Source organism: Sphingomonas sp. NY01, from assembly GCF_038809135.1.
Lineage (GTDB): Bacteria > Pseudomonadota > Alphaproteobacteria > Sphingomonadales > Sphingomonadaceae > Sphingomonas > Sphingomonas carotinifaciens.
In genome coordinates this window covers 2,011,513-2,029,538 of the sequence record NZ_CP101722.1, presented here as the reverse complement: position 1 = coordinate 2,029,538, position 18,026 = coordinate 2,011,513, and the positions used below count along the sequence as shown (strand labels likewise).

Sequence of the window (18,026 nt, the reverse complement as noted above, 5' to 3'; positions counted from 1 at the left end):
GCGGGCAGGTGACGCCTTAGGGCGCGAAGTGCAGGGTGCAGCGCAGGCCGGGGTGGGTGTTGATGATGGTGACGGTCGCGCCCAGCCGCTGCGCCGCGGAGCGCACGATGGCGAGGCCGAGCCCACTGCCATCCGGCCCTGCGCCGGCGGCGAGACGGACGAAGCGATCGCCCAGCCGATCGAGATCGGCGTCGGGCACGCCCGGACCGTCGTCGGCGACGATGACGTTCGGGCCCTGCGGATCGGACGTCACCGCGATCGTCACCATGCCACCGGCGTGGTTGTAGCGGATGGCATTGTCCACAAGGTTGGAGATCATCTCGAACAAGAGCGTGCGATAACCCGCAATCTCGACATCCTGCGTTGCATCGAGATGGATTTCGACGCCGGCCGCAATGGCCTGGCCGATCCTGCGGTTGATGACGGCCACCGCCACTTCGCGCAGGCTGACCGGTTCGAGGGGTGGTGCAGAGCCCCCCTCGTCGGCACGCGCCAGCGCCAGCAACTGCGTGACGAGACGCTCCAGCCGATCGGCGGTGTCGGCGATCTCCTTCAGCGCGTTCGGGTCGCCACGCCGGGCCAGAGCCACCTGCACCTTTAGCGCGGCGAGCGGCGTGCGCATCTGGTGCGAGGCATCCGAGGTGAAACGCCGAACCCCGGTCGTCGCGGTGTCCAATCGGGCGAGAAGATTGCTGAACGCGTCCGCCAGCGGCCGTAATTCGGTCGGCAAGGGTCCCGCCTCGATGGCGGAAAGGTCCGGCGTCGCGCGCGTGTCGCGGGCGGCGACCGCGCCGCGCAGCCGGGCGAGCGGACGCAGACTCCAGGCGAGGGCGGGGCGGATCAGCAGCATCGCCATGCCCACCAACGCGACCTCGCCCAGCACGAGCGCGACAAGCAGGCGGTTCCGCAGCGCCACACGGTTGCCCAGCGTTTCCGCCACCTGGACGATCACCGGCACGTCGATACGCGGCAATGCGCGCCGCACCTCGGCGATGCGGATGTCCTGATCGCGGTACCGGCCGAAACGGAAACGCGGCACGTCGATCGCTAGATCGCTGGCCCGCGGCGGCGGCAGGTCGGCATATCCGGTGAGCAGCCGCGACCCCACGCTCACCCGGTAATAGACATTATCGCGCTCGGCGTTTTCGAGCATGCCGAAGGCCGCCGCCGGCAGGTCGAGCGTGACCTCGCCCCGTTCGACCTGCACGGTTTCCGCAATCGCACCGAGCGCACCACCCAGTACGCGGTCGTTGGTGCGGCGGACGACATCGGCGATCAGCGTCGCCCCGGCCAGACCGAGGGCCACCGCGATGCCCAGCAGCGGTGCGATGATCGCCGCCAGCAACCGGGTGCGCAGCGCCAGCGCATGGGTCGCGCCGTCAGCCGGCATCGAGCATATAGCCGACACCCCGGATCGTGCGCACCGTCGGCCCATCGGGAGACAGCTTGCTGCGCAGCCGGGCGACGTTCACCTCGATCGCATTGGGTCCGACCGGTTCATCGAAGCCGAACACCTCCGACTGCAGCACTTCCCGCAGGACGATCTGGCCGGCGCGAGTCGCCAGCGCATCGAGCACCGCCCATTCGCGTCGCCGGAGGTCCAGCACGCGCTCCCCGATGCGGGCCTCGCCGGTCGAGCGATTGAGCGCAAGCGTGCCGATGCGGAGTTCCGGCGTCGGGTCGCCGCCCCGCCGCCGGCCGAGCGCGCGGATGCGGGCCTCCAGCTCCTCCGGCGCGAAAGGTTTGCGCAGATAATCGTCCGCGCCGAGGTCCAGCCCGCGCACCCGGTCGTCGAGCCCGTCGCGCGCGGTCAGCATCAGCACGGGCACGCGCTCCCCGCGTCGGCGCAGGGTGGCCAGCACCTCGAACCCATCGACGCCCGGCAGGCCGACATCGAGGATCACCAGCGCATAGGGTTCGTCCGCGATCACCGCCAGTGCGTCCGCGCCGTTGGCGACGTGATCGACCGCATGCCCGGAACCGCGGAGCAGCGCGACGATGCCGCGGGCCAGCGGTGCATCGTCCTCGACGATCAGGATGCGCAACGCTCGGCTCCGGCGTGAAAGGTGAATGACAGGTTGGCCCTATAGCGCATGGCGATCAGCTTACCCGAACAAAGAGGCGGGGAGCGAGAGGAGCCGGAAGATGCGTTACGGATTTTCATTGCTGCTGCTGGGGTCGGTGCTGGCGTCGGCCGCGTCGGCGGAGCGCCCGGCGGGCTATCCGCGATCCTATGACACGCTGGTGGCGGCGGCGCGCGCCGAGCGTGGCGCGCGCGTGTACGGCAATGCCGATGCCGCGGCGATGGCACCGGTGATCGCCGCCTTTCGCCGCGTCTATCCCGGTATCGCCATCCAGTATCAGGATCTGGAGTCGCGGGAAATCTACCGCCGTTTCCTGACCGAGACACGCGCCGGGCGCCCCACCGCCGACCTGGTCTGGTCGTCCGCGATGGACCTTCAGGCCAAGCTGATCAACGACGGCTATGCCCAGGCCTATCAAAGTCCGGAAAAGCCCGCGCTGCCGTCTGCGGCGGTGTGGAAGAACATGGGCTACGGGGTGACTGCCGAGCCCGTCGGCTTCGTCTACAACAGGCGCCTGATCCCGGCCGCGCAGGTGCCCCGGACGCATGAGGCGTTCGAGCGCCTGTTGCGCACGCGGCGAACCGCGCTTGCCGGCCGCGTCGCCACCTATGATCCCGCCCGATCGAACGTCGGCTATCTTTACCTGACCGAAGACCTGTCGATCACGCGCGATACACGCTCGCTGCTTCAGGCCATTGCGGCCACCCGGCCACTGCTGGCGCGGACGACCGGACCGATGCTGGATGCGGTGGCCGCCGGTCGCGCGGCAATCGCCTATAATGTGGTCGGCCCCTATGCGTTGACGCGGGCCCGGCGCGATCCCCGGATCGGCGTAGTCTTCCCACGCGACTATACCATTGTCGCGTCGCGCATCGCCTTTGTCACGCGCGATGCACGCAGGCCGGCGTCGGCCAAGCTGTTCCTCGACTTCCTGCTGTCGCGTCCCGGCCAGCGATTGCTGGGGCAGCAATGGCTGCTGCCGGTGCGTGCCGATGTGCCGGCGCCGCGGCTGGGGCCGGAGCGTGCCCGGCCGATCCGGGTCGGCCCACAGCTTCTCGTCAACCTCGATACGATCAAGCGCCGCCGGTTCCTCAGCCAGTGGCAGGCGATCCTCGCCGAAGGGGCAAAAGTGAAATGAAGGTGATATCCGCCGGCTGCGCGCTGATCGCGCTGGTTGCCGCAACCCCGTCGCTCGCGCAGGCGCCGACGCAGAATGATCTGGCGGTGCTGGTGCGGGAACAGGCCGCCGAAATCGCGGCGCTGCGCGCGCGGATCGAGCGGTTGGAGGGGGCAGGGACGCCTGTCGCGGCCGCCGAGCCGCCGGTCGCGGTCGCGCAACAGCAACCGGTCCAGCCGCCGGAGATCGTCACCCGGCCCTTCGCGCCGCAGCTCGTGCCGCCCGGACCCGCCGAGCGCGACGTGGCGCGGGCGCGGGCCGCGGCGGACAATGTGGCGGGCGTCACCACCGAATGGGGGGCGGGCCTGCCCGTCTTCCACTCGGCAGACGGGGTGTTCACCTTCAAGCCGCGGGGGCGCATCCTGACCGATGTCAGCACGACCTTCGGCTCGCGCTACGCCGACCGCAACCTGACCACCACCGGCATGCGCGCCCTGCGCCTCGGGCTGGAAGGCGGGGTTGGGCCGCACTTCTTCTACCAGTTCGAAAGCGATTTTTCGGAGAACGAGGTCGATATCGTCACCGCCTTTGTCGGGTGGCGCAACCAGATCAGGCCCGGCCTGGACTATGACATGCGCGCCGGGCACCTGTTCAACGATCGCGGCTTCGAGGGTTCGACGGGGTCGGACTCGACGCCGTTCCTGGAACGCACCGTGGTCGCCACCGCGATCATTCCGCAGCGTGCCTTTTACGGCCTGGGCATCATGCCCCGCCTGTTCTGGAAAACCGGCCATGCTTCTCTGACGGTGACCGGCGACCGGATCGATGGCGACCAGACGCGCAGCGACAATCGCACCGTGCTCGGCCGCGCGCACTGGAACCCGGTCAAGACCGACCGCAACGTGCTTCACCTCGGGCTCTGGGGCTTTGACGAGGCGTTGCGGCCCGGCACCGGCACGCTGACACGCAACACCGTGATCGGGGGTCGTTTCAACGGCAACCTGCGGCTGTCCACCGGCCCCGTGACGGGCGGCACCGGCACCACCGGTTACGGCGCGGAACTGGGCGGCTATGTCGGCCCGACCTGGCTGATGGTGGAAGCGGGGCAGCGACACGCCCGGCTGGACGGCGGGCGCGAGGATTTCGAGACGCGCGCCTGGAGCGTATCGGGTGGCTGGTTCATCACCGGCGACCTGCCGCCGTACAATCCGCGCCTCGGCAGCTTTGGCCAGCCGCGTGTCCTGCGTCCCATCTTCGATGGCGGGCCCGGCGCGATCGAGTTGACCGCGCGGTACGAGAACCTGTCGTTCCGCGACATCGCGACCGGCGGCGACGGCTGGGCCGCGACGATCGGGGCCAACTGGTATCTGAACAGCTTCACCCGCTTCCAGGTGAACGCGATCCACTGGCACACCGACAATCTGTCGGGCCGCTTCATCGGTCCCGATGACGGCCAGACGCTCAGCGGCCGCATCGCCGTCACCTTCTGATCCCCCCATCACGGATACCCATGCGATGAACCTCGCCCTGCTCGGCTTCCTGATGGTGGCCACCTTCATGACGCTGATCATGACCAAGCGGATGACCCCGCTGGTCGCATTGATCGTCGTGCCGACCGCATTCGCCCTGATCGCCGGTTTTGCCGGCGGCGTCGGCGACATGATGATCGACGGTATCAAGAACCTGGCGCCGACCGGGGTCATGCTGCTCTTCGCGATCCTGTTCTTCTCGACCATGACCGACACCGGCCTGTTCGATCCGCTGGTCAACCGCCTGCTGCGGGTGGTGCACGGCGACCCGCTGAAGATCCTGATCGGCACCGTCGTGCTGTGTGCGCTGGTCAGCCTGGATGGCGATGGATCGACGACCTACATCATCACGATCGCCGCGCTGCTGCCGCTCTACAAGCGGTACGAGATGAACCGGCTGTATCTGTGCTGCCTGTTGATGAGCACCAGCGGCATCATGAACCTGACGCCGTGGGGCGGGCCGACCGCGCGCGCCGCCAGTGCGCTGAAGCTCGATCCCGCCACCCTGTTCCTGCCGCTGATCCCGGGGATGATCGCGGGCCTCGCCTTCCTGATCGCGCTGGCGGTGTATTTCGGCCGGCGGGAGCGGGCGCGCATGGGCCATGTCCGCGCCAACGAGCCGACCAGCTTCACCGGCATGGCCGTGTCGCAGTTTCCGGAGGCTCGGCGGCCGCAGCTGCGCTGGTTCAACGCCGCACTGACCATCGCGCTGCTCGCCGGGCTGGTGCTGGGCATCCTGCCGCTGTCGGTCCTGATGATGCTCGCCTTTGCTGTCGCGATGATCGTCAACTATCCGCAGGTCGCCGAGCAGAAGGAGCGGATCGCGGCCCATGCCGGCAACGTCCTGTCGGTCGTGTCGCTGATCTTCGCGGCGGGCATCTTCACCGGCATCCTGTCGGGCACCGGCATGGTGGAGGCGATGAGCAAGGAGGTGGTGGGACTCATCCCGCCCGTACTCGGCCCCTATATGGCCCCGATCACCGCAGCGCTCAGCCTGCCCTTCACCTTCTTCATCTCCAACGACGCCTTCTATTTCGGCATGCTGCCGATCCTGGCCGAAGCGGGCGCCCATTACGGGGTGGAGCCGATGGCGATCGCCCGCGCCTCGCTGATGGGTCAGCCTGTCCACCTGCTGAGCCCGCTCGTTCCCTCCACCTATCTGCTGGTCAGCCTGGCCGGTATCGACCTTGCCGATCACCAGCGCTTCACGCTGGTCCCGGCCACGCTGGTATGTGCGGTGATGACGGTGATCGGCATGGTCGCGCTGGCCTTTCCCTTCGTCAGTTGAGCAGGATGATGCCGGAACGCGCGCAAAGGGCCGATGTCGCCGCAGTGACGCTGCGCTTCCTTGCGGCGGTGGCGGTGGGTGCGGCGGGCGGCGGCGTGTTTGCGGCAATCGGCGCGCCGCTGCCCTGGGTGCTGGGATCGATGGCGGCCTGTGCGGTGGCGAGCATCGCCCGGCTGCCGGTCGCCGCCGGTAGCGCGACGCGGCGACCGATGGCGGCGGTGATCGGCGTGGTGCTGGGCAGTTCCTTTCATCCCGGCCTGCTGGCGCTGGCCCGCGCATGGTGGTTGCCGCTGTTGCTGCTCCCCGTATTTCTGGCGGTTGCCGGCCTGCTGTGCGTGATATGGTTCCGGCGGATTGCGGGCTTCGATCCCGCGACGGCCTATTTTGCGGGCATGCCCGGGGGGATCGCCGAAATGGTGGTGATGGGTGCCGAGCGGGGCGCCGACGAACGCACCATCGGCCTGATCCACGGCGCGCGCATCTTCCTGGTCGTGTTCATCCTGCCGTTCGTCATCCGTCATTTCCATGCCCCGGCCGGCGTCGCCGCTGCCCCCTCCGTCACCGCAGCATCGCCCTGGCCGGAGCCGTCGCTGCTCCTGTGGGGCGGGGTCAGCCTTGCGCTGGGATTGGTCCTGGGCCGGGTGTTGCGTCTGCCCGCCTGGCACCTGATGGGGCCATTGGCGGTCAGCGCCGTCCTGCACGCGACGGGGATGACCGACTTTCGGGTGCCCGTCTGGCTGCTCGCCGCGGCCCAGGTCGGGCTGGGGGCGACGATCGGTTGCCGGTTCGCCGGGCTGAAGCTGCGCGCCTTTCTGCGCATCCTGGCGCTCGCCGCGGGATCGACGCTGATCCTTCTCGCCCTGACCTTCGCCTGTGCGGCCGCGATCGGGCGCGCAACGGGGCTGGATGTGGCGCTGCTCGCGCTTGCCTATTCGCCCGGCGGATTGGCGGAGATGAGCATGGTGGCGCTCAGCCTTGCGCTGGAGCCCGGCGTCGTTGTCGTCACCCATCTGGCGCGCGTCGCCCTTGTTCTCGTTGCCGCACCACTTGCCTACCGTCCGGAGACCCCGTCATGATCCGAAAGCCGATGCCTCTGGTCCTGCTTCCCGCCATGGGATGCGATGGGCAGCTCTGGGCCAGGCAGGTCGTCGACCTGGGCGATGTCGCGCATCCCGAGCTCGGTGATCTGACCGTCGACGACACGCTGGCCGGCATGGCCGCACGCGTGCTGGCGCATGCGCCGCCCCGCATGGCGGTCGCCGGGGTCAGCCTGGGCGGTTATGTGGCGTTGGAGATGATCCGTCAGGCGCCCGATCGGATCGAACGCGTCGCGTTATTCGGCACGCGCGCGAGCATGGAGATGCGCGTGCGAACGGTAGGGGAGCAGGGACTGCTCGCCACGGCACCCCATGCCGATCCGATGCTGACGCCGATCGTCAGCGGTCCCGTCCAGGCCATGGTGGAACGCGTCGGGGCGGATGTGTTCGAGCGCCAGCAACGCGCCCTGCTGGCGCGTCCCGATCTCGACCCGGCGATCGCGGCGGTGCGCATACCCGCCCTGGTGGCCGTGGGCGACCGCGACCGCATCTGCCTGCCGGAGGATGCGGCGGCCCTTGCCCAGCGCATCGCGGGGGCAGATTTCCACATCCTTCGGCATTGCGGCCACCTTGCGCCGATCGAACGCCCCGGCGAGGTCACCATGTTGTTGCGCGCCTGGCTTCAGGGCGCCACGGAGCAGCCAAGACGAGTAACGAGGAAGGCAACATGATCAATCGTCCCGCACAGGCCGCCAGCGTGGCGATCCTCTACCAGGCGTTGCCGCCGCCCGTTATCGATGGTCTGCGCAAGGATGCCAAGCCGGGCGGCTATTCGGATGGCGGGGCCGATATCGCCTTTGCGCTCATGGGGGCAGGGCAGCGGGTGATCGTGCCAACGGGATCACCTGATCCGGCCACCGCGCTGGACTGGGTCTTTCCCGATACGCCGCAGGGCATCGCGGCTGCTATCGACGCGGGGGCGGACACGTTGTGGGCGAACACGGTCCTGTTCGAAGGCCATCCGCTGGAACACGCGCTGGGGCGCGTTGCGATCGTCGGTCAGCTTCCGGCCGCGATGCAGGCCTATGACGACAAGTTCGACACCAATCGGATGCTGGCCGCCGCCGGACTGCCGGTCGCCCGGTCCTTTCTCCTGTCCCGCACCGCGCGCGACGGCGTCCATGCGCTGGCGGATGTCGACGCGATCATCGCAGGGAAGGGGCTCGACTTTCCCTTGATCGTCAAACCGGTGCGCGGGCGCGGCAGCCAGGGTGTGACCCGCGTGGCCGACCCTGCCGCGCTGCGGGTGGCAGCGACCGCGCTGATCGACAAGGCGACTTTCGGCGATCTCCTGATGGTTGAAGAATATCTGGACGGCGAGGAGGTGACCGTTACCGTCATGCCGCCGTCATCGTCGGCGCCGGATGGCACGCACCACGACCGGCACTGGGCATTGCGTCCCGTTTGCCGGTTCGATCAGCGCGGCGGTGTTGCCCCGTATAACGGCGATGTGCCTGTGGCCGCGAACAGCGTGGCGATGGCCGCCGGCCGGCTGGGTGATCGGGACGTCGTGGCGATGATCGACGCATGCGTCGCGGCAGCGGAGCGGGTGGACGCTCGCGCGGCGATCCGGATCGATTGTCGCGCAGGAGCCGCCGGAGGGTTCAGGCTGTTCGATCTGAACATGAAGCCGAACATGACCGGGCCGGGCAGGCCGGGGCGCGACGATCAGGACTGTTTGTCTGCGATCGCGGCACGCGCGGATGGATGGAGCTATCCGCAACTGCTGCTGTCCATGCTGGAGGGCAGGTGGCGTTAGTCGGATCAAGCATCGCGGAACGGACTTACCGGGTCGCGGTGAACATCCGCATAATACTCCGATGGGGGCATCATGTAGAAAAGTGGTGACCGCGCGCGTAGATCGATAGGGATAACGGCCTCGTCAATAATTGAGTAATCTACCGGGCAGGGTTACAAAACATTTCCAGGCTTTGCTTCAAGGTTGCCTGATCGGTGAAGCGGTGCAACAGGATCGGCTATTGTGCTTTTGTGTCCGGACTGAAGTGGCCGGATCTCCTTCGCGCTTCAAAGAGAGTCGATCATGGCAAAGCCGGCTATCGTACCCGATTGGACGGACGAGTCCGATCTTGCGCAACGCCTTCAGGAGGTCGATTTCCAGCCGACCTTTGCGGTACTCGATTTCGACGAGACATTGTGGCTGAGGAATTCCACCGAAGAGTTCATCCGCTTCGCGCGCCCTTCGGTCATTGTTGCCATCGTCATGCAGATCCTGGGGATGTTGAAGCCGTGGCGGCTCATCTCGCGCGATAATCCCGATTATTATCGGGACTGGATCCGCATCTGGGCGGTGGTACTCGTCTCGCCATGGAGCATCCTGGCATGGCGTAAACATGCTGCACGAATCGGGCCCGCCTACCTGAACGCAAGCCTGTTGCGCGACATCGCCGCCATTTGCCCGGACCGCATCATCGTCGCCACCTACGGCTTCGATTTCATCGTAAAGCCTTTAGCAGCGGCCATCGACCCCAAGATGGAGGTCGTCGTCGCCTCGTCCCTGCGGGATGCGCCGCGCCTGCGCGCGATCGGCAAGGGCTGTGCCCTGCAACGCGCAATCGGCACCGACGCCCTGACGCAGAGCATCGTCGTCACCGACAATTTCGTCGATCAGGATCTTTGCAACGCCTGCGCACATGGCTTCTACGTCCGCTGGCCCGAGGCCGTGTACGAACAGGCCGGACTGACCCCGATGATCCCGCTCGCCTACACCTCCAAGGTGAAGCGCCCGAAGGAGAATTACCTGCTGAACGGCCTGCTCGGCTATGACTATGCCGTGTTGTGGCTGGCCTTTGCGCTGTTCAGCCCGGCGATCCTGCCATTTTCGGTGGCGCTGGGCTTCTATCTGCTGGCGTTCTTCGCAGTTTATGAGATCGGCTATTTCGACAATGATCGCGTCGGCCTGGCGAAAGAGGCAAAGCCGGTCGTCAGCCCCGAATTCGCTCGTTACAGCAAGAACTTCCGGCCGGGATGGGCATGGACGTTCGGACTGGTGTTGGCCGGGCTTGGCGCCGGGGTGGAAACTTTGGGCCAAATCGGCGTCGACGGCAGCGGCGGCATGATCGCCGACCTGCGGATGTTCGCGCGGAACTGGCTGTTCGCCATGCTGCTGATCGGGGTTACGCGCGCCACCTTCGTGTGGTTCAACGCCTTGCAACCGAGCATGCGCTTCGTGCCGATGCTGGTGCTGCAGGTCGAGCGGACATTGGGCTATGCGCTGCTGCTGCCCACCGGACCCGTCGGTGCGCTGCTGTGCGTCAGTCACGCCATCGGTCGCTGGATGCCCTATGTCATCTATCGCTACGGCGGTGACCGGCGGGAATTTCCGGCCCATGTCGCGGCCCTGGTCGTCTTCCTGATGTGCTTCCCCTTGCTGGTCATCAGCGATCGGCGTCCGTTCGCCGAGATGCTGACACCGGAACTGGGCGTGGTCCTGCTCTATCTGGGCCTGCGCGCCGCCAAGGACATGGCACGGCAGCGTTCCAGCGGCTTATCCCTGCGCGCAAAGCTGTCCTGACCGTGGGGGGGCGCGCTGCCGTCCCCTACCTATAGTGCCATACCGGCGGCGGGCGCGGATTGAAGGCGTGCAACGTCCTGCCGCGGCGGGGCGCCGAACAGGCGGCGATATTCGCGGCTGAACTGCGATGGACTTTCGTAACCGACGGCGTAGCCCGCGGTGCCGGCGGTCGCACCGTCGGCGAGCATCAGGCGACGCGCCTCCTGTAACCGCAGCTGCTTTTGAAATTCGAGCGGCGTCATGCGCGTGATCGCCTTGAAATGGGCATAGAGCGAGGACGGGCTCATGCCTGCTTCTGCGGCCACGTCCTCGATGCGGATCTGATCGTCGAAGCGGCGGCGGATCGCGGCGATCGCGCGGCTTACCTGATTGAGATGACTGCCCGCGGTCGCGACGCGGCGAAGCATCGACCCATGCGGGCCGACCAGCAGGCGGTACAGGATTTCGCGCTCGATCAGTGGCGCAAGGGCATGGATCGTGTCCGGCCGGTCGAGCAGCCGGACGAGCCGGCAGGCGGCGTCGATCAGGTCGGGGTCGCTGGGATATACACCGAGTACCGGGAGGTCGGCATCGGCGATCCTGCCGCCCTCCGCCACCATCAGGTCGGCGAGGATCGCGGTGTCGAGATCGATCTTGCAGCAAAGATAGGGCGCGTCGGGGCTGGCATCGATGACATGGCCGACCAGCGGCAGATCGACCGAGACGAGCAGATAATGGGCGGCATCATAGACGACGCTGTGTTCGCCGATCGACACGCGCTTCGACCCTTGTGCAATCAGGCAAAGCGAAGCCTCGTACACTGCGGGAGTCGGCATGCTCGGCTGATCGGCGCGGATCAGCGAGACATGCGGCATGATCGTGGTGCAAATACCTGATCCAACGACATGACGGTCGATGATCCGGGCAAGTTCGACGACGTTATCCATCGCCCTGTGATCGGCGAGGCCCGCCGCGCCTGCAAGCGGCTTTGTATCGGTTCTGGAGGATCGGGCAATCAGTCTGGACGATCGCTCTACCGCTTCTCGCGGCCACCGCACCATGTGCAGCGTCACCTTTATGGAAGGAAGCATCATGACGCGGAACATGGACAAGGTCGTGCTGGTCACCGGCGCATCGAGCGGTATCGGCGAGGCGACGGTGCGCGAACTCGCCTCTACCGGCGCCAGGCTCTTCATCGGTGCACGCCGTGGCGACCGGCTGAAGGCACTGGCGGAGGAACTCGGCGAGACGGTCGCGTGGCGGGAACTGGATGTGACTGACGGCGCCGATTTCGATGCCTTCGTCATGGCGGCGGAGGCGCATTTCGGGCGGGTCGACGTGCTGGTGAACAACGCGGGCGTCATGCCGCTGTCGCCGCTGGCGGCGCTGAAGCGCGATGAGTGGAAGCGGATGATCGACGTCAACATCCACGGGGTACTTAACGGGATCGCGGCGGTATTGCCCCGCTTCGTCGCGCAGAAATCCGGGCATGTCGTCAACGTCGCATCGGTGGCGGCGCATGTCGTGCTGCCAACCGCAGCGGTCTATTGCGGCACCAAGCACGCGGTGCGCGCGATTACCGAGGGGTTGCGGCAGGAGCATGACGAAATCCGCTCCACCCTGATCTCGCCGGGCGTCGTCGCGACCGAACTCGGGCATGACATCACCGATCCCGATGTCGCCAAGGCCTTGCAGGGGTGGCGGCAAAAGGCCTTGACCCCGGACGCCATCGCACGCGCCGTCCGCTACGCCCTGGAACAACCCGACGGCGTCGACATCAATGAGGTGATTGTGCGGCCGACGGCGGCGGACATGTAAGCCCGGCACATGCGCCAGTCATTTTCCGGCTGGCGCGTGCTTGCGTCGCGTTCGGTGTTATCCATGTTGACGATACCGCCCGAAACGTGGCACGGAGCCGGCAGGCCGGAATTGCGCAAGCGTTCCGATCAGCGATCTTCCGCTGATCCGCGGGTGTAGCTCAATGGTAGAGCAGAAGCTTCCCAAGCTTACGACGAGGGTTCGATTCCCTTCACCCGCTCCATAACAAACAGCCGTTCCTCCAGAGCCGACTTGCCGCTGGCAAGATCGATGATCGCGGCTAACCGTCCCTCGACCTCCAGCAGCACACCGCGCCCGTCCGGATTGGGTGTGAGGACGATGCGATCGATCAGTTCGCGCAGCGCCGGGATTGCCTCCAGCCGGGCTTCGGGATCGGCGAGCGCTTCGTTCAGCCGTTCGACCTGCGCGCGATAGTCAGCGGCGACCGTGGGGTGCAGCGCGACGACGGGCATTGCCTCCAGCTCGGCGAGGGCGCGTTCGGCGGCGTCCTGCTCGGCCCGGGCTTCGGCGAGCGCCTCGCGAATGTCTGCGAACTCCTGACCGCCAGCAGCGATGGCGGCGACCAAGCGCTTCACCTGTCCCTGTGCGGCCGTCAGGCGCTTCCGAAGACGCGCTTCGTCCCGGCGGCTGTCGGCGGCACGGCGGGCATATTCAGCGTGGTACTCGCGGACGAAGACCTCGACCAACGCCGGGTCGAGCATCCGCTGGCGTAAGGCAGCCAGCACCCGACGCTCGTAATGTTCGGTCGTGATTTGCCGGTTGTTGGTGCAACTGCCGTCCGACTTGTGCTTGGTGCAGCCCCATCGCTCGGTCCCGATGACGATCCAGCCCTCGCCGCACAGACCGCAGACGCCTAGACCCGATAGCATCCGACGCGGACGGACGGTTCGGTGCAGCTTGACGCCATGATAGGACCGCCGCCGCGCCTGAACCGCCTCCCAGGTCTCGTCGTCGATGATGCGGAGGTGGGGGACCGAATGGACGACCCGGTCCTCGACGACGTTGACGCGGATGCGGACGGTTCGGGAAACTGGCTCGGGCACCTTGCTGGTGCGGTTGTGGACCAGCCGGCCGACATAGAGTTCGTTGCGCAGGATGCCGTTACCACGTCGCCCGTCACCGTTGATCGTTGAAGCTCGCCAATGCGATCCACGAGGCCCCTTGATGCCGTCCGCATTGAGCCCGGCGGCGATCGTCCGTGCAGCCAGACCGCGGGCGAACTCGCGGAAGATGCGGCGGATGACCTCGGCCTGCTCCTCGTCGATCTCGCGCAGACCCCGGATCGGACGGCCACGGGCATCCATCTGGTTGGCTGTCCGGTAGCCATAGGCGAGGCCGGCCGGCGAGCGACCGCTGGCCACGGTACCACGCTGGCCGCGCTTGATCTTGGCGCCGAGTTCCTTGCGGAACTGCGAGTCCATCAGGCCCTTGATGGCGCCGTTGATTTCGGTGATGACCCCGTCCGTCAGAGTGAACAGCCGGGTGTTGTGATATTCGAGCTGCTCCCGGATGTGGTAGCTGTCACCCTGGTGTCGCGCGATTCGGTCGGTGGATTCGGTGAGCACCTGGTCGATGTCGCCTTGCCTTACCCGTGCCAGCATGGCGGCGACGCCCGGTCGCTGCTCCTCGGTGATTCCGGCGGCGCCGCTGATCGCATAGTCGGTGAAGATCTCGACGACGGTCCAGCCTTCGTGATCGGCACGCTCCCGGCAGATGGCGATCTGGTCTTCGATCGACCGGCTGTTCTGCAACTGGCTGGAGAAGCGAGCGTAGATGACCGTTCTCATTCCGACCGGCTCCGGCCGGTCGCCCGCAGGTCGCGCACGGCGGCCAAGCGTGCCCAAGCTCGGACGAAGGTCTCGAGTTCGGGTTCTGGACCTGTTGTATCGGATCGCGATGCATCCTGTCCTTCGACTGCGACAGCACTCAACGCCGCGCTCGTGGACTGTCGTTGAAAGGTCGCCACTCCGATACGATCGGAAAGATCGTGATATTCCAAATTTTCCTCCGGGGTGAAATTGCACCCACGGCAATCCTGACCTTCCAATCTGCGCATCTTACTCGGTACGGGCATGACGCCGCTCGACCGTCATTCCTGTACCGAGCAGAAAAATAGCCAGCTTGCGCATGCACAAGCTGGCCAGGGTTGAGACTTCATCCGGAAGGCGAGCAGACGATCTTGCCCTCCGACGACAACCGACAGCGGTTGCCGCCGGACACAGGCTTTACGGCCTGGCCGGCATCGGATGATCAGGCAGCTACCTCTGTCAGAGGTGTCACGCCCCGGATTATCTTGATCTTGCCTGCGCTGATATCGATCAGCCCGTCCTTCTTCATCGCGGACAGTTCGTAGGCGAGCGTGCCTGCCGACTTCGCGGACTGGGAGTCAGCGACATCACCAATCGTACCGAGGATGGGATTATCAGCCTGCGCTGCCATAAACGCCGTCCTTACGTCGTCTCGGGACAGCGGCTTACCGGGTGCACCGGCCGTCAGACCTTCTAGCAGGGCTAACATCGCCTTGCGAAGCTCCGGCGTATGGGCCTTCGCGCCGCGGCGGGTCGGCGTCTTGCCGAACATCTCGGGGTAGGTCGACGTGATGTTGTCGTAGGCTCCGTCTTTGCGACGCAGCAAAGCACGGGGCGTGAGGTCCGCACCCTCGGAATTGGCTTTGGCGACCTGCACGATGACGATGTCTCGGTCCCCGAGATCGGGGATTGCTGCCCGGACGCTGCTCATGTCCTCTGCGTCACCGGCGAGGCGGACTTCGACGACCGTCCTCGGTGTGGTCGACCACATCGCAGATCCACGTAGTCGCTCGATCGCGGCGTCATCTGCCCGCTTCGCGGCGTCCTTGGGCGTGTGACCGATCACCGCCCAGAACATTTTCTGTCGCCGAGACAGGCGGTTCAGATAGAAAAGGAAGTTCGTCGTCGCTTCCGAATTCGCCAGTTCGAAGCCCGCCATGGATACGGCAGAATCGAGGATGACGCCGACGATCCGGTCATGCGGTCGGCCTTCCTCCTCGACGCGAGCGTTCCAGTCCTCGAGAAAGCCTTCGACCCCCTCGAGGACCGGACTGGGTTGCCAGCGACCGCCTGGACCGCGCTCGAACAGACAGGCGTTCGGTTCGGGGAACTCGATGTCCGTCATGCTGAGGAACGCCATCACGTGGATGCGGCCGCAGATGGCCGCCGCGTCCTCCTGGGTGCCACCCAGTTCCTTCACCATTTGCCGGGAAATCGCGCTGATGCGTTGAAGGAGGTGCTCGCGGAGGTCCTCGGCCGTCAGCACGAGGATGTTTCCGCGAACGCATATGTCTGCCCCCAGCCATTGGTCTGGGACAGCATTGCCGACAGCGGCCATATGCGCGGCCATCCAGAGAAGGAGCTGGGTCTTGCCGGTCGATCCGGCACCGAACCAAATGGTTGCTCCGGTCGCCGGCATCAGGCCGTTGATGGCATAGTCCATCGAGTAGTCATACGAAGCGGCGTCAACGGCGCGATAATGCCCCTCCCGCGCACGGATCGTCCAGCTCTCATCGGTCATATTCTCATTCTCCCGCTTTCCTAGGCGGGACTATTCTCCTTCGGTTAAAAAGCGGATGACGTGTCTTCACCAACCAGCGCGCCTTTTAACGGCTCGTCGCAAATCGATCCGCACGTTAACGAATTGTTAAGTTTTCATTCCCATGTAAAGGGAGGTGGGGGTGGAGGCGGTGAGCAGTTCGGACTGCACAACGACGCCACCCCCACCGACCGTACTGGGCAAAAACCCTTCGCGAACATGTTTCGTCTGCGGCGGTATCGATCATGCGGACATTGGCCGTATGCCCGCCATCCGGGAATTCTCGCACTGGACGGCAGCATCCAGGATGCTGAGTGCGGCGAAGTCCGCGCAGGCAAGCATCTCAATCCGGCAGCACTGCTTCGACGACGGAAAGCGCAGAAGGCGCGATGCGTGTGGGAAAGCTCGAATCTTCCAAAGAGGAACTAACCTTTGGAGGAAAAATGAGACTGAATGCAAAGCAGGTCGATGCCGATCTTCGTCAGGCCCGCCAGTACGTCAACGACGCGCTCCGAGAGGCCGTCTGCCGTTGGATCGATGATAACAAGGCCAGCCGCGCCCGGACCGCACGCGCATTCGGCATCTCGGCCGAACGCGTCGGAACATTCGAGTTCGAAACCATGATGAGAAAGTATGAGGCGGAGCGCCGCGCGAGAATTGGGAACGAGCCAATGGTTACAATTGGCGGCCGCTGAAGCACGGCAATCTGAAACGCACTGTCCAAAAGGTCCACCTTTTGGACAGTGCGTTTCAGGACGCTTGAGCAACGTCCGGAAGTTAGGGAAAGAGGATTTGAGCCAAGCTCGAAACGATCAGGGTAGGATTTGACCCTGGAGGAAAAGAGTGGCGAGAATTGCATATTACCGTGTTTCGACAAGCACGCAGTCGATCGAAGCTCAGCGCAGCGCGATGGCCGGTCCGTTCGACAAGGAATTCAAAGACGAGGGAGTTGGCGGTCACGTGCTCGCCCGGGATCGGGACGGCTTCGCCGAAATGATGGCGTATGTCCGGGAGGCGGACACGCTGTATGTCTACGCCATTGACCGTCTCGGTCGTGACGCCATCGACATTCAGCAGACGGTACGCCTGTTGCGCGAGAAGGGAGTGGCGCTCGACGTCAAAGGTTTGGGCGTCATCTCAGGAAGCGTCGGCGATCTGATCGTCGCCATCCTTGCCCAGATCGCCGAGATGGAACGTGCCATCATTCGGGAGCGAACCGCGGCAGGGCGAGAACTGGCGCGCAAACAGCTTGATACCGATGGAACGACGCAGAATGGGGCCAAAAGCCTCGGGCGTCCACCCGCCCGCGACGCTGCCGAGGTACGCGCCTGGCGCAAGGAAAACGACGCCAGCCTGCTGGATACCGCGAAACACTTCGGCATCAGCCTTTCTACAGTCAAGCGTTACCTATCTTCTAGCGGTCCGATCGCCGCTGATCGCCGCCACCGGTTCGAAGCTCCACTCGGCGACGGCGCGGAAAACGCTGCCACCGATCCGGTCTCTCATGGTTCCGACTGCCTTTCTCCTCGGTCGGCCACACCCGACGTCGGTCGGGAGGTTGCCGAACCCTTCCTCCCCGATCTTCCATCTCTGGTCGGTCCCCTGAAGGCGGATCTCTATCGCGCCGAAACCGTGCCAACCGGCGATGAGATGCGCGATGTCGACGTCCCAGCGCCCGCCTCGCCTGACGATAGGGCGCAACCGGGCGTTGCCGAAGGAACCCCGCAACTCTCCAAGAAGGCGCCCGCGGTCCTCAGCAGCGATATGCAACCGCGGCGAGGCAAACCGGCTCCGCATGGCTCTGACGACACCAGCGTTGTTGGCGGAGGTGATGGCGGAACGCTGCCAATTGAAGGTGCTGTCGGCATTGATGGCCAGATGGCCTTGCCTTTTGACGTCCCGAAGGATGCGGCCGGTCAGTAGCGCCGCTGCTAATGCATTGATGCGGTATCGCACGAACCCGCCATCAATTTGGAAGGAATGATTACCGGCTT

At 65.6% G+C, this 18,026-nt stretch carries 15 protein-coding genes and 1 tRNA gene; 11 read left to right on the top strand and 5 right to left on the bottom strand.

Annotated features, from left to right (window positions below; translation table 11 throughout):
- Nucleotides 1-16: 16 nt before the first annotated feature.
- Entirely contained in the window at nucleotides 17-1,390 is a 1,374-nt protein-coding gene (locus tag NPJ82_RS09890) for a sensor histidine kinase N-terminal domain-containing protein (RefSeq protein ID WP_342657240.1), read from the bottom strand.
- Nucleotides 1,380-2,045, bottom strand: coding sequence for a response regulator (locus NPJ82_RS09885; protein WP_174236670.1), 666 nt, complete (start codon nucleotides 2,043-2,045; stop codon nucleotides 1,380-1,382). The genes NPJ82_RS09890 and NPJ82_RS09885 overlap by 11 nt, the downstream gene beginning before the upstream one ends.
- 100 nt (nucleotides 2,046-2,145) lie before the next feature.
- Between NPJ82_RS09885 and NPJ82_RS09880 the strand changes: the two genes are divergently transcribed.
- The 7 genes from NPJ82_RS09880 to NPJ82_RS09850 all read left to right on the top strand — a co-directional run bounded on the left by NPJ82_RS09880 (nucleotide 2,146) and on the right by NPJ82_RS09850 (nucleotide 10,647).
- A complete protein-coding gene (locus tag NPJ82_RS09880; protein ID WP_342657239.1) occupies nucleotides 2,146-3,222 on the top strand; it encodes an ABC transporter substrate-binding protein in 1,077 nt (358 codons plus the stop codon).
- Nucleotides 3,219-4,691, top strand: coding sequence for a porin (locus tag NPJ82_RS09875; protein WP_342657238.1), 1,473 nt, complete (start codon nucleotides 3,219-3,221; stop codon nucleotides 4,689-4,691). The genes NPJ82_RS09880 and NPJ82_RS09875 overlap by 4 nt, the downstream gene beginning before the upstream one ends.
- A gap of 25 nt (nucleotides 4,692-4,716) precedes the next feature.
- Nucleotides 4,717-6,018 (top strand): CitMHS family transporter, encoded by a 1,302-nt coding sequence (locus NPJ82_RS09870; protein ID WP_112383632.1) that lies wholly within the window; start codon nucleotides 4,717-4,719, stop codon nucleotides 6,016-6,018.
- Between the two features lie 5 nt (nucleotides 6,019-6,023).
- Nucleotides 6,024-7,094 carry an AbrB family transcriptional regulator gene (locus NPJ82_RS09865; protein ID WP_342657237.1) on the top strand — a complete coding sequence of 357 codons (1,071 nt, stop codon included), beginning with the start codon at nucleotides 6,024-6,026 and terminating at the stop codon, nucleotides 7,092-7,094.
- 11 nt (nucleotides 7,095-7,105) lie between these two features.
- Nucleotides 7,106-7,786, top strand: coding sequence for an alpha/beta hydrolase (locus tag NPJ82_RS09860; protein WP_342657236.1), 681 nt, complete (start codon nucleotides 7,106-7,108; stop codon nucleotides 7,784-7,786).
- On the top strand, nucleotides 7,783-8,874 hold the full coding sequence (locus NPJ82_RS09855) for a biotin carboxylase (RefSeq protein ID WP_342657235.1): 1,092 nt from the start codon (nucleotides 7,783-7,785) through the stop codon (nucleotides 8,872-8,874). Before NPJ82_RS09860 ends, NPJ82_RS09855 begins: the two co-directional genes overlap by 4 nt.
- Nucleotides 8,875-9,156: 282 nt before the next feature.
- Nucleotides 9,157-10,647: a hypothetical protein gene (locus tag NPJ82_RS09850; RefSeq protein WP_342657234.1), complete on the top strand. Its 1,491-nt coding sequence runs from the start codon at nucleotides 9,157-9,159 to the stop codon at nucleotides 10,645-10,647.
- Between the two features lie 29 nt (nucleotides 10,648-10,676).
- Here the strand turns inward: NPJ82_RS09850 and NPJ82_RS09845 are convergent, their stop codons facing one another.
- Nucleotides 10,677-11,573 (bottom strand): AraC family transcriptional regulator, encoded by an 897-nt coding sequence (locus NPJ82_RS09845; RefSeq protein WP_342657233.1) that lies wholly within the window; start codon nucleotides 11,571-11,573, stop codon nucleotides 10,677-10,679.
- A gap of 145 nt (nucleotides 11,574-11,718) precedes the next feature.
- Here NPJ82_RS09845 and NPJ82_RS09840 point away from each other — a divergent pair, with 145 nt between their 5' ends.
- Both NPJ82_RS09840 and NPJ82_RS09835 read left to right on the top strand, forming a co-directional pair.
- The gene (locus tag NPJ82_RS09840; protein ID WP_342657232.1) at nucleotides 11,719-12,444 is read left to right on the top strand and encodes an SDR family oxidoreductase; all 726 of its coding nucleotides are present in this window, start codon (nucleotides 11,719-11,721) and stop codon (nucleotides 12,442-12,444) included.
- Between the two features lie 149 nt (nucleotides 12,445-12,593).
- Nucleotides 12,594-12,667: transfer RNA gene (locus NPJ82_RS09835), tRNA-Gly, on the top strand.
- Here the strand turns inward: NPJ82_RS09835 and NPJ82_RS09830 are convergent.
- Together NPJ82_RS09830 and NPJ82_RS09825 are read right to left on the bottom strand one after the other, a co-directional pair.
- Nucleotides 12,633-14,252 carry a recombinase family protein gene (locus tag NPJ82_RS09830; protein WP_342657231.1) on the bottom strand — a complete coding sequence of 540 codons (1,620 nt, stop codon included), beginning with the start codon at nucleotides 14,250-14,252 and terminating at the stop codon, nucleotides 12,633-12,635. The two genes, NPJ82_RS09835 and NPJ82_RS09830, sit on opposite strands and share 35 nt — an antisense overlap.
- A gap of 463 nt (nucleotides 14,253-14,715) precedes the next feature.
- A complete protein-coding gene (locus NPJ82_RS09825) occupies nucleotides 14,716-16,014 on the bottom strand; it encodes an AAA family ATPase (RefSeq protein ID WP_342657230.1) in 1,299 nt (432 codons plus the stop codon).
- Nucleotides 16,015-16,427: 413 nt separating this feature from the next.
- On the opposite strand from NPJ82_RS09825, the gene NPJ82_RS09820 reads away from it, so the two are divergent.
- The gene (locus NPJ82_RS09820) at nucleotides 16,428-16,727 is read left to right on the top strand and encodes a hypothetical protein (RefSeq protein ID WP_342657229.1); all 300 of its coding nucleotides are present in this window, start codon (nucleotides 16,428-16,430) and stop codon (nucleotides 16,725-16,727) included.
- 148 nt (nucleotides 16,728-16,875) lie between these two features.
- Nucleotides 16,876-17,955 carry a recombinase family protein gene (locus NPJ82_RS09815; protein ID WP_342657228.1) on the top strand — a complete coding sequence of 360 codons (1,080 nt, stop codon included), beginning with the start codon at nucleotides 16,876-16,878 and terminating at the stop codon, nucleotides 17,953-17,955.
- Nucleotides 17,956-18,026 lie beyond the last annotated feature (71 nt).

Coding starts and splice junctions, on each gene's coding strand:
- NPJ82_RS09840 (WP_342657232.1), top strand. CDS start 11,719: ATGACGCGGAACATGGACAAGGTCGTGCTGGTCACCGGCGCATCGAGC.
- NPJ82_RS09880 (WP_342657239.1), top strand. CDS start 2,146: ATGCGTTACGGATTTTCATTGCTGCTGCTGGGGTCGGTGCTGGCGTCG.
- NPJ82_RS09875 (WP_342657238.1), top strand. CDS start 3,219: ATGAAGGTGATATCCGCCGGCTGCGCGCTGATCGCGCTGGTTGCCGCA.
- NPJ82_RS09850 (WP_342657234.1), top strand. CDS start 9,157: ATGGCAAAGCCGGCTATCGTACCCGATTGGACGGACGAGTCCGATCTT.
- NPJ82_RS09830 (WP_342657231.1), bottom strand. CDS start 14,252: ATGAGAACGGTCATCTACGCTCGCTTCTCCAGCCAGTTGCAGAACAGC.
- NPJ82_RS09890 (WP_342657240.1), bottom strand. CDS start 1,390: ATGCCGGCTGACGGCGCGACCCATGCGCTGGCGCTGCGCACCCGGTTG.
- NPJ82_RS09845 (WP_342657233.1), bottom strand. CDS start 11,573: ATGGATAACGTCGTCGAACTTGCCCGGATCATCGACCGTCATGTCGTT.
- NPJ82_RS09825 (WP_342657230.1), bottom strand. CDS start 16,014: ATGACCGATGAGAGCTGGACGATCCGTGCGCGGGAGGGGCATTATCGC.
- NPJ82_RS09855 (WP_342657235.1), top strand. CDS start 7,783: ATGATCAATCGTCCCGCACAGGCCGCCAGCGTGGCGATCCTCTACCAG.
- NPJ82_RS09870 (WP_112383632.1), top strand. CDS start 4,717: ATGAACCTCGCCCTGCTCGGCTTCCTGATGGTGGCCACCTTCATGACG.
- NPJ82_RS09865 (WP_342657237.1), top strand. CDS start 6,024: ATGATGCCGGAACGCGCGCAAAGGGCCGATGTCGCCGCAGTGACGCTG.
- NPJ82_RS09860 (WP_342657236.1), top strand. CDS start 7,106: ATGCCTCTGGTCCTGCTTCCCGCCATGGGATGCGATGGGCAGCTCTGG.